The following is a 10,723-nucleotide window of genomic DNA, read 5'->3' as shown; positions in this document are numbered from 1 at the left end:
ATAATATATTGTTATTCTAGGGTTAAGAGGGCAAAGTCATGACTCTCTTGTATAATGAAAAATTCCTCTTTGACTGGCCGATAGTGATATCGGCTATTTTTTTATCTAAAATTATAAAAATCAATAAGTTATTAATATAAAAAATCACTTTTACCTATGGATAAAAGTGATTTTAAGAAACTCATTATTTGTTTATGCTACTGTTTAGGTTTGAATCGTAATAAACGGTTTGCATTGCTGACCACCGTAATGGAAGACAATGCCATGGCAGCACCTGCAACTACAGGATTTAACAATGTACCCGTGAAGGGATATAAAATACCTGCTGCAATAGGAATACCTAAAGTGTTATAGATAAAAGCACCAAATAGATTTTGCTTCATATTGCGTAACGTCCCTTTGGAAATCTCTAGTGCATCAGCTACACCATGTAAACTATGGCGCATTAAAGTTATTGCCGCGGTTTCTATAGCAATATCACTCCCACCCCCCATCGCGATACCAACATCTGCTTTAGCAAGAGCAGGGGCATCATTTATCCCATCACCTATCATCGCAACACGGCGCCCCTCTGATTGCAATTGAGTAATCGCTTGAGCTTTGCCTTCTGGCATCACACCAGCAATAACCTGGTCTATACCCGCTTCTTTAGCAATTGCATTCGCAGTAATTGGATTATCACCCGTTAACATAACTAAGCGATAGCCTTGACGATGTAAGCGTTGTAATGCGCTGATAGTATCTTCTCTTAATGGATCGCGAATAGAAAGAATACCGGCTATTTTGCCTGATTGCGCTAATAATACTGGTGTAACACCTTTAGCGGCTTGTTTATCAATTAATGTTTTGGCTTCACTGATATCAATCCCTGATTCATCCATTAATTTAGGGTTACCTAAGAGTACTTTTTTACCCGCAATTTCACCACTTAAGCCCATCCCTGCTAAAGTACGGAATTGTTTTACTTCAGGTAAATCAAGGTGTTCAGCACGGCTTAAAATCGCTTTTGCTAATGGATGATTAGAGCCATTTTCAAGAGCAGCAGCAAGTGTTAATACGTCATCTTCACTAACTTGGTTAAAAATATGAATATCAGTTACTTGTGGCATGCCTTCTGTTAAGGTGCCCGTTTTATCAAACACTAATATATCAAGTTGACTTGCTTGTTGTAGCGCGTCAGCATCACGAACTAATACACCATATTCAGCAGCGCGCCCTACACCTGAAATAATAGACATTGGTGTTGCAAGGCCTAATGCACAAGGGCATGCAATAATAAGTACTGTTGTGATAATAACTAAAGCATAAGTAATTTGTGGAGCAGGTCCCCATATATACCAAATAGCACCCGAAATTAAGGCAATTATAACGACAACGGGTACAAATATACTTGAGATTTTATCAGCAATTTGACCTATTTCAGGTTTACTACTTTGTGCTTGTCGCACTAGTTTGATGATGCGTGCTAAGGTTGTTTGACTACCTACTGCGGCTGCTTTAAATAAGATAGAACCGTCTTGAACGGTAGTCCCTGCGTGAATAGTATCACCCTGAGATTTTTGTTGTGGAATTGGCTCACCAGTCAGCATTGCCTCATCCATCCACACTTCACCTTGCGTTATTTCACCATCAACAGGCACTTTATCACCTGTTGCTAAACGTAAAATCATGCCTCGCTTAACATCAGCAAGTGGCATTTCAACTTCACCGTTATCAGTAACAACCCTAGCTGTTGGTGGAGTGAGATCTAACAAGCGCTCTAGTGCTTTTGAAGAGCGTTGTCTTGCTCTTTGTTCAAGCATATGACCTAGGTTAATTAAACCAATAATCATCGCACTGGCTTCATAATAAAGGTGCCTGGCTTGCGATGGGAAGATATCAGGCCATAAGTTTACGGTAATTGAATAGATCCAAGCAGCACCTGTACCTAGTGCAACTAAGGTATCCATGGTTGCGCTACCGTTTTTTAAGCTTTTCCATGCACTGCGGTAAAAGTGACCACCCGCGATAATCATAACAGCCAATGTTACCATACCAATGGTTAACCAGATATTATGATTAGACTCACTGAGCATCATATTATCGCCAAGCATTCCCCAAATCATTACAGGAATACCCACGGCTAAGGCGAGTATTGCTTGCCAGCGAAAACGCTTCATATTAGCAACAGCAACTTCTTGTTGGCGCTCACGACGTTTAGTATCATCTTGAATGATTTCAGCCCCGTAACCCGCTTTTTCGACAGCACTAACAAGGGCATCATGAGAAACATCACCAGTGACTAATGCACTGCGTTCAGCAAGATTAACGCGTGCATTTTCAACACCATCAACGCTTTGTAATGCCTTTTGTACTTTGCTCACACAGCTCGCACAGGTCATGCCATCGATTAATAACTGAACGCTACCATCATCATTGATGTCCATATTGGTATCTGTGTCATTATTTAACGTAACTTTATCAACTGGAATATCACATACAGCCGCTGACGATGCTTCCAGTTGAGTATTATCTTGCGTCAGCGGCTTAGTTTTTGGGGAGTCACCACTTGCTAATTCAGCTTCATAACCCGCTTCTTCAATTGCAGTAATAAGCGTTTGCACATCAGTAGAGCCTATTACTTTTGCATGCGTTAATTCAACCACAGCGTTTTCAACACCATCAATCTTATCAAGTGCATTTTTTACAGATTGAATACAATGCCCACAGCTTAAGCCAGAAAGTGTTAACTCAATGGGTTTATTCGTTGGTGTATCATTTTTAGCTGATAAGCTTGCATGAAAACCTTGAGCTTCAATAGCGCTAATCAAAGGTTCTGCGGTCACATCACCAAAAATTTCCGCTGATTCTTTTGTAACATTGACATCTATAACACCATCAACGGCTAAAAGTGCTTTTTGTGTTTTCTCTACACATTTCATGCAATTTAGTCCATTAAGGTTTAATTTAACATCAGGTTGTGTTGCAATACTGGCTTCATAGCCAGCCTCTTTAATAGTATCAATCAAGCTTTGTGCAGTTGCATCACTTTCAATTTTAGCGTATTGAATAGTGACAGCTGAGTGTTCTACGTCATTGCGCGCATCCAATGATTTTTTTACACTGTTAATACAGTGGGAGCATGAAAGCCCTTGTAACGCGAGTAGTGTAGTTTTTGCCATAATTATTTATCTCCAAGATAAAAAAGCGATTATCTCTATTATTGCTCAATATTGGATAACTTGCTTTCCTTAAAGGTTTTTTCTTATATGAGACAAAGGCTAAACCTTTCCGCAAGGGGAAGGTCAAGGGGGAATTTTGAATATTAGTGAAATTGCAAATAAAACAGGTTTAACAGCGAAAGCTATTCGATTTTATGAAGAAAAAGATTTAATCACACCACCTCAACGTGGTGAGAACGGCTATCGTTATTATCAACCTCAACATATTGAAGAGTTGACATTATTGCGTCAAGCACGTGAAGTCGGTTTTAATATTGAAGAGTGTCGTTCTTTATTAATGCTATTTAGAAATCCTTCTCGTCATAGTGCCGATGTAAAAGAGGCGACATTAAAAAAAGTGGCAGAAATAGAAAAGACTATTAATGAATTAAATGCGATTCGTCAGCGTCTTCTCTCATTGGCAAATGAGTGTCCTGGTGATGATGGCGCAGATTGCCCCATCATCAATCATTTATCAGGATGTTGTCACCACGATAAGCAGTCTATATAGCGGGCACAACCGTTAATGTGATGCCATCAATAGCAATAACTTGTACTTTATCACCGGCTTTTAATGGCGTGTCTGAATAAACACGCCAGCTACCATCAGCAAGCTTTATTCGGCTAAAGCCATTTTCCGTATCTGAGAGCAAAATAGCTTTTGTTCCAATAAGCTGGTGGCTTCTTTGGTTTAAATTTTCTGCTTCTTTTGACAATTTTTTGCGTTTTAGCCAAATACGCCAAAGAATCGCACTGATAACCGTCAAAATGGCAAATAAAATACCTTGAAGAGGCCAGCCAATGGGTAAAAGCCATGCAATTAATGAAACACACAGTGCTGCCATTCCTGACCACAATAGGTAACCTGCTGTTCCTAGCATTTCAGCAATTAACAGCAAGCCACCAAGACATAGCCAGAAAAGCACGGGTTGAGCACTAATCCATTCAATCATGATTAATTACTCTTTTTGCTAGAGCCACTATTTTTGCTATTAAGAAGTTCAGAAATACCACCAATAGCACCCATTAAGTTACTGGCTTCTAATGGCATCATGACAACTTTACTATTTTCAGCTGAACCAATTTGTGATAAGGCTTCTGTATATTTTTGTGCAACAAAGTAATTAATCGCTTGCATATCGCCTTTTGCAATTGCTTCTGAAACCATTTGTGTTGCTTTCGCTTCAGCTTCTGCTGCACGCTCACGGGCTTCAGCTTGTAAGAAAGCCGATTGACGCTCACCTTCTGCTTTAAGAATTTGAGATTGTTTATCGCCTTCTGCTCTTAAAATTGCCGCTTGGCGAACACCTTCCGCTTCAAGGATATCAGCACGTTTAGTTCGCTCAGCTTTCATTTGCGCATTCATTGCCGAAATTAGCTCTTGTGGTGGGCGAACATCACGAATTTCAATACGAGTGATTTTGATACCCCAAGGGTTAGTTGCATCATCTATAATTGTTAATAGACGACCATTAATCTGATCACGCTGAGACAAAATTTCATCAAGCTCCATAGAACCTAATACAGTACGAATATTTGTCAGCGTTAAGTTAATAATCGCAAGCTCAAGATTGTTAACTTCATAAGCTGTTTTTACAGGATCGATAACTTGAATAAAACAGACTGCATCAATACTAACATTCGCATTATCCCGTGAGATAACTTCTTGAGATGGAATATCGAGAACTTGTTCCATCATATTGATACGACGACCAACACGATCAACAAAAGGTACTAATAGTTGAAGACCTGGAGTCAGTGTACGGGTATAACGACCAAAGCGCTCAACAGTCCATTGATAACCTTGTGGAACAGTTTTTACGCCACTAAAGACGACGATAATAGCAAATAAAATAATTACACCAATGACAATTTCCATATCTCTGTCCTAAGTCTGTTTTAAACAAGAAAATGTATCGATTAATAGAGTAAAGAATACATTAAACGACGATATTTAGATGCCAAGCTATCATGAGTTCCTAATGCAGATAAGATATCCATAAAGGTTTTCTTAACTTGCCCATCTCCAGCATTCAGATCTTTTTTAATGAAGCTAAACAGTATTTCAAGCGCTTCTTCATTTCTTGCTACTTCATGTAATTTAAGTGCAAGTTGAATAGCAAGTTCGCTATTTTCAGGTTGTTGATTAAAATCGTTTTGTAATTGCTGAATTTCAGGTGTATCAGCAGCCTGTTTTTGCAATTCTATTTTGGCTATCAAACTATGGTAGTAGCTATCTTGATCTTGTAGTGGAACTATTGAAAGTAACTCCTGAGCTTCATCGTATTGATTTAATGCAATTAATGCATCTGATAATGCTAAGGTAATTTCACTATTTTGAGGCGCAAGTTGGTGAGCCTCTTTGAGTAAAGGAAGTGCTTCGCTTGCTTTGCCTTCAGCGAGAAGTTCTGCACCTTTAGCGGCTTTTAGTTCTTCAGGTCTTGGTAAGACATTTGCTAAAATTTGGCGAATAGCTCTTTCAGGTTGAAAACCTTGAAAACCGTCAACAGGACGACCTTCTTGCAAAAGATAAACAGTAGGTAGTGCTTCTATGCGAAACTGTGAAGCAATCATTTGTTGTGTATCACAATCGAGTTTAGCTAAAACAAACTGATCTGCAAACTCAGCCGCTAATTTATCTAAGGTTGTGCTTAGTTCTGCACAACGTGGCTCTCGCTCTGAATAGAAGTAAATCATGACAGGTTTTGTCATGGATTGTTCTATAATTTGCTGAATATTCGATTCATTTACATCGACAATATGTGCAGTTGCTAACATTAGCGTGTCCCTTTGAGAGTATTAAAATAAATGGCAAATATTAATCTATATTATCAATAAATAAGGATAAAACCTCAAGATTCAAGCCTTACCACTTTGGCGACTTAAAATTGCATCCATAAGTCTATCAGGTAAAAAACGTTTTAATACTTTGACGACATGTGTGAGTAGGGTTACGGGATAACGTATCTTAGGTTTTGTGCTTTCTAAAGCATGAATCAGTGTTTTCACAACATCATCAGGCGTTAATGTGAAACGACTCGCAATACCCGGATTTTTTACAGGCTTATCACTTTCTGCTTGAGCAACATTATCGGTAAAATGTGTATGTATTGGTCCTGGTTCTATCAAGCTTACCTTGATACCCGTTTGTTTAAGCTCCATTCTGAGCGCGTCAGACCATGCCTCGACAGCATATTTACTCGCTGCATAAGCACCTCTACCTGGAGTGGAAATAATCCCCATAACAGAACTTGTTTGAATAATTCTGCCTTCATGATGCGGTAGCATTGCCGGTAATAATAGTGTCGTTAGTTGATGCATTCCAAAAAAATTAGTGGAAAATTGCTTTTCCATTTTTTGACGATCAATAGCGCCTAACGCGCCATAAACGCCAAAGCCACCATTATTAAATAATCCATATAAATGGCCGTTAGTGAGACGAATAACCTCTAATGCTGCTTTTTCTACACTTTCAGGATCATCAAGATCGAGTTTTATAGGTTCTAATCCTAGTGTTTTCACATGTTGTAGGTCTTCATCTTTACGACAAGCCGCAAGAACTCTATACCCTCTTTTATGTAATGTTATTGCTGCACAAAGGCCAATTCCACTCGAACTTCCTGTAATCAATACCGTTTTTTGCATAATTTTACAATTAATCTCGTATAATCTAGGTTAATTACTGTCAGAATAGTTTGATTAGCTAAATATTTAATATATTAACCGTTTAATGTGTTAAGTAAGGAGATAACGTTTTATCCATCCATTGTGCAATAAATGGTTGTGCATCTTCGTTGGGATGAATACTGTCGTTTTGCATCCACTGTGGTTTATCTGCTATTTGTTCCATGTAAAATGGAATTAAAGGTAGAGCATTATCTTCTGCAAGTTTAGGATAAATAGCTGAAAATGATTGTGTATAACGCTTACCATAATTAGGTGAAATCATAATCTGCATAAAAAGAGGTGTTGCGCCCGCTTCCTTAACTTGAGTAATGATGTTTTGTAATGAAGTTTGAGTTTGTGCAACAGGATAGCCTTGCAAACCATCGTTTGCACCCAACTCAATCAATACCCAGCGAGGTTGATGCTGTTTTAATAAATCCGGTAATCTATTTTGACCTTGGAATGCCGTTTCGCCACTGATACTGGCATTTACCACATTGATATCAGGATAAGTTGCTTTCCATTTATCTGCAAGACGTTGTGGCCAAGCTGTTTCAGATGAAAGCCGATATCCAGCACTTAAGCTGTCACCGAAGATCAAAAAAGTATCCGTTGCTGTGGCCTTAAAGCTAAACACCATCATAACGATAAGGAAAAATGTATGTCGAAGGAAAAGGTTCTTGAAGTTCATGAGTTAACCAAAAAAGTAGGACAAGGTGATAGTCAGATCTCTATATTGCAGGGTGTTGAGCTTGTTGTCGAGTCTGCACAAACAATTGCGCTAATTGGTGAGTCTGGATCAGGGAAATCAACCTTACTTGGTATTATTGCTGGATTAGATGATGGGGGAGCTGGTCAAGTTAAATTAATGGGACAAGATCTGACTAAAATGAATGAAGAAGAGCGAGCCATTTTACGGGCTCAGCATGTCGGTTTTGTTTTCCAATCATTTATGTTAATTCCTACATTGAATGCACTTGAAAATGTGCAGCTTCCCGCATTATTAAAAGGTGAGTCAGAAAAACAGAGCCATTCACGTGCTATTGAATTATTAAAACAGTTAGGATTGTCAGAGCGTTTGTATCATATGCCTGCTCAATTATCAGGTGGCGAGCAACAACGAGTCGCGCTTGCTAGAGCTTTTTGTACACAACCAGCCATTCTTTTTGCTGATGAGCCTACGGGTAATCTTGATCGTAAAACTGGTGATAAAATTGCTGATTTACTGTTTTCACTTAATCGTGATTATGCAACAACGCTTATTCTTGTTACCCATGATAATGAGTTAGCAGCCCGCTGTCAGAGACGCTTACGGTTAGTTGATGGCAAACTTAAGGAGGAGTCATGATTTGGCGTTGGTTTTGGCGTGAGTGGCGCTCTCCTGCATTACTTATTGTTTGGTTTTCACTCGCTTTAGCGGTTGCTTGTGTTCTTGCATTAGGTCGCATTGGCGATAGAATTGATAAAAGTATTTATGCACAAAGCCGTGATTTAATCGCAGGTGATTTGGTTTTACGTGCAGCCTATCCCGTTGATGAAAATTGGTTGTTAGATGCTCAAAAACAAGGTTTATCACTTAGCCGTCAAATACAATTTACGACGATGTCTTATGCCCCTGAAGGGGATACACCACAATTAGCGTTAGTAAAAGCTGTTGATAATTTATATCCACTTTATGGTGAGTTAGAAACACAGCCTGCGAGTATGAAGCCTGAAAAAGGGCATGCATTAGTTGGTGAACGATTACTTGAGTTGTTAGATATTAAAGTTGGTGACCAAATCGATGTTGGTGACGCAACACTAACTATCAGTGGCGTACTTGTTCAAGAACCCGATAGTGGATTTAACCCCTTTCAAATAGCGCCCCGTGTTTTAATGAGTCTTGATGATGTAGATGCAACAGGTGCAGTACAGCCAGGAAGTCGATTAATTTACCGCTATATGCTTGCTGGTAATGAATCAGCAATTGAGGATTATCAACAAAAATATGATCCGTTATTAAAGCCTGATCAACGCTGGAGTAGCTTAAAGCAGGATAACGGCATTCTTTCCCAATCGATGGAAAGAGCAAAAAACTTTTTACTTCTTTGTGCATTACTGACGTTATTATTGGCAATATCTGCGGTGGCGGTATCAATGACACATTATTGTCGTAGCCGTCATACATTAGTGGCTGTTTTAAAAACATTAGGTGCAGATAAACGCGCACTACGGAAATGGATAATAGGGCAATGGGGCGTTATTATTCTAGCTGCTATTATTGTTGGTTCACTAATTGGGTTACTCTTTGAAACGATCCTTTTACAGATATTAGCACCCGTTTTACCGAAACGTTTACCTGATGCGAGTTTCTTGCCTTGGGTATGGTCTGTTGGTTCTTTATTGTTAATTGCATTATTAACAGGAATTAGACCTTATCATCAATTAATGTCCACACAGCCTTCAAGAGTGTTACGACATGATACAACAGCGTCTATTTGGCCTCTTCGCTATTACCTCCCGATTACAGCGCTTATCGTTGTTGGAACTTTAACCCTATTTGCGGGTACTGGTGTTTTATTATGGTCAATTTTATTAGGCGTAGTTGTGATAGCCTTTTTATTAGGCATTATTGGCTGGGGTGGGCTTTGGATTTTAAAACAGTTTAAATTTCGCCAATTAAGTGCGCGTCTAGCGGTAACCCGCCTATTGAGACAACCATTTCAAACAATGACTCAATTAGCAGCATTTGCATTATCGTTTATGCTATTAACACTGTTAGTACTTATTCAAGGTGATTTATTAGATAAATGGCAACAGCAATTACCGCAAGATAGTCCTAATTATTTCCTTATTAATATGTCAAAGTCGCAAGTTGCTGATATTAATTCGCTACTCGCAAAATATGATGTTACGCCAACAGATGCTTATCCTGTAGTGTTAGCACGTTTAACACAGATTAATGGCAATAATGCTAAAGAGTGGGCTGATGAGCATGATAACGGTAATAATACGGTACGTCGTGAGCTCAATCTGACATGGCATAGCGAATTACCAAAAGATAATGTGATTATTGAAGGGAGTTGGCCGCCTGTTGGTAATGGTGTTTCAATAGATCAAGGTGTTGCTGAAAAATTAGCGATACGTTTAGGTGATAAACTGACCTTTGTGGGCGATACACGTGAATTTAGCTCAGAAGTAACCAGTATTCGCCATGTAGATTGGGAAAATTTACGTCCTAATTTCTTTTTTATTTTTTCAGAAGAAGGACTAAGTAATCAGCCTGAAAAATGGATGAGTAGTTTTTATTATGATGGAAATGGTGAATTAATTACCACACTTAATCGTCAATTCCCGACTGTAAGTGTATTAGATACAGGCGCTTTAATTCAGCAAGTACAGCAAATTTTACAGCAAGTCAGTAGAGCTTTGGAAATCATGGTGGGATTAGTCATTATTTGTGGTGGCTTATTACTTATTTCCCAAATTCAAGTTGGCATGACACAACGGCGTATTGAGCTGGTGGTTTATCGCACATTAGGGGCTAGCAAATCATTATTACGACGTACTCTTTGGGCTGAGTTTGCTTTACTGGGGTTAATGGCTGGAGTGGCTGCGGCAATTGGCGCTGAAGTTGCTTTAAGTTTATTACAAAAATCGGTGTTTAATTTTCCTTGGCAACCACAATGGAAAATGTGGATATTAGTTCCTATCCTAGGGGCACTGCTATTGTCATTTTGTGGTACGGTATTAGGTGTGCGTTTATTACAAGATAAAGGACAATATCGCCGAATTCAGGGTGAATAATCAATATCTAATTTAAAAATAAAATGCTGATATTTTTATATCAGCATTTTTTTCGGCAAACGAAAATAACG

9 protein-coding genes are annotated in these 10,723 nt (G+C 38.8%); 3 read left to right on the top strand and 6 right to left on the bottom strand.

Annotated features, from left to right (window positions below):
* Positions 1-197 precede the first annotated feature (197 nt).
* On the bottom strand, positions 198-3,161 hold the full coding sequence (gene copA / locus M983_RS05070) for a copper-exporting P-type ATPase CopA (protein WP_066748017.1): 2,964 nt from the start codon (positions 3,159-3,161) through the stop codon (positions 198-200).
* Between the two features lie 136 nt (positions 3,162-3,297).
* Between copA and cueR the strand changes: the two genes are divergently transcribed.
* A complete protein-coding gene (gene cueR / locus M983_RS05065) occupies positions 3,298-3,711 on the top strand; it encodes a Cu(I)-responsive transcriptional regulator (RefSeq protein WP_066748015.1) in 414 nt (137 codons plus the stop codon).
* On the opposite strand, the gene M983_RS05060 is transcribed toward cueR, so the two are convergent.
* The 5 genes from M983_RS05060 to tesA form a co-directional block, all read right to left on the bottom strand.
* Positions 3,704-4,153: an NfeD family protein gene (locus tag M983_RS05060; protein ID WP_066748012.1), complete on the bottom strand. Its 450-nt coding sequence runs from the start codon at positions 4,151-4,153 to the stop codon at positions 3,704-3,706. The genes cueR and M983_RS05060 overlap by 8 nt on opposite strands.
* A 2-nt stretch (positions 4,154-4,155) precedes the next feature.
* Positions 4,156-5,079, bottom strand: coding sequence for an SPFH domain-containing protein (locus M983_RS05055; protein ID WP_066748009.1), 924 nt, complete (start codon positions 5,077-5,079; stop codon positions 4,156-4,158).
* A gap of 41 nt (positions 5,080-5,120) precedes the next feature.
* On the bottom strand, positions 5,121-5,978 hold the full coding sequence (locus M983_RS05050) for a co-chaperone YbbN (protein ID WP_066748006.1): 858 nt from the start codon (positions 5,976-5,978) through the stop codon (positions 5,121-5,123).
* A gap of 81 nt (positions 5,979-6,059) precedes the next feature.
* The gene (locus M983_RS05045) at positions 6,060-6,845 is read right to left on the bottom strand and encodes an SDR family oxidoreductase (protein ID WP_066747997.1); all 786 of its coding nucleotides are present in this window, start codon (positions 6,843-6,845) and stop codon (positions 6,060-6,062) included.
* A gap of 82 nt (positions 6,846-6,927) precedes the next feature.
* On the bottom strand, positions 6,928-7,557 hold the full coding sequence (gene tesA / locus M983_RS05040) for a multifunctional acyl-CoA thioesterase I/protease I/lysophospholipase L1 (protein ID WP_066747995.1): 630 nt from the start codon (positions 7,555-7,557) through the stop codon (positions 6,928-6,930).
* Between tesA and ybbA the strand changes: the two genes are divergently transcribed.
* Together ybbA and ybbP are read left to right on the top strand one after the other, a co-directional pair.
* Positions 7,528-8,214, top strand: coding sequence for a putative ABC transporter ATP-binding protein YbbA (gene ybbA / locus M983_RS05035; RefSeq protein ID WP_066747993.1), 687 nt, complete (start codon positions 7,528-7,530; stop codon positions 8,212-8,214). The two genes, tesA and ybbA, sit on opposite strands and share 30 nt — an antisense overlap.
* On the top strand, positions 8,211-10,652 hold the full coding sequence (gene ybbP, locus M983_RS05030) for a putative ABC transporter permease subunit YbbP (protein WP_066747991.1): 2,442 nt from the start codon (positions 8,211-8,213) through the stop codon (positions 10,650-10,652). The genes ybbA and ybbP overlap by 4 nt, the downstream gene beginning before the upstream one ends.
* Positions 10,653-10,723 lie beyond the last annotated feature (71 nt).

Origin of the sequence: Proteus myxofaciens ATCC 19692 (assembly GCF_001654855.1) — a bacterium.
Lineage (GTDB): Bacteria > Pseudomonadota > Gammaproteobacteria > Enterobacterales > Enterobacteriaceae > Proteus > Proteus myxofaciens.
This window is presented reverse-complemented; position numbering and strand designations above follow the sequence as displayed.